Genomic DNA, 265 nt, shown 5'->3' with positions numbered 1-265 from the left:
ACACCTTCAGCTAACAAGGCTGATCCAACATATGTAAACAGTAGTACAATTGTTGCTCAATTCACTACTAGTCTACAAAATGCATACAAGTTGGGTTATAGTTCATTCAACAATGGTAGTACCCAAAATGATGCGACAACTGGATTTAGCGATTCCAATAACGCACTATCTGGTAACCAAACTGCACTAACTGCTAACGATAGTAGTAAATCTGTGGCTTACAATGTTGCTGCAGATATCTTTAACACTCAACTAGCATCATTGG

General features: G+C 38.1%; 1 protein-coding gene. It reads left to right on the top strand.

Annotated features, from left to right (window positions below; translation table 11 throughout):
• Positions 1–265: hypothetical protein (locus FD688_RS07310; protein WP_190242837.1), on the top strand; the 265-nt coding region annotated here is incomplete at both ends.

The sequence above is a fragment of the Apilactobacillus kunkeei genome, assembly GCF_005930975.1.
In the GTDB taxonomy this organism is placed as follows: domain Bacteria; phylum Bacillota; class Bacilli; order Lactobacillales; family Lactobacillaceae; genus Apilactobacillus; species Apilactobacillus kunkeei_E.
This window is presented reverse-complemented; position numbering and strand designations above follow the sequence as displayed.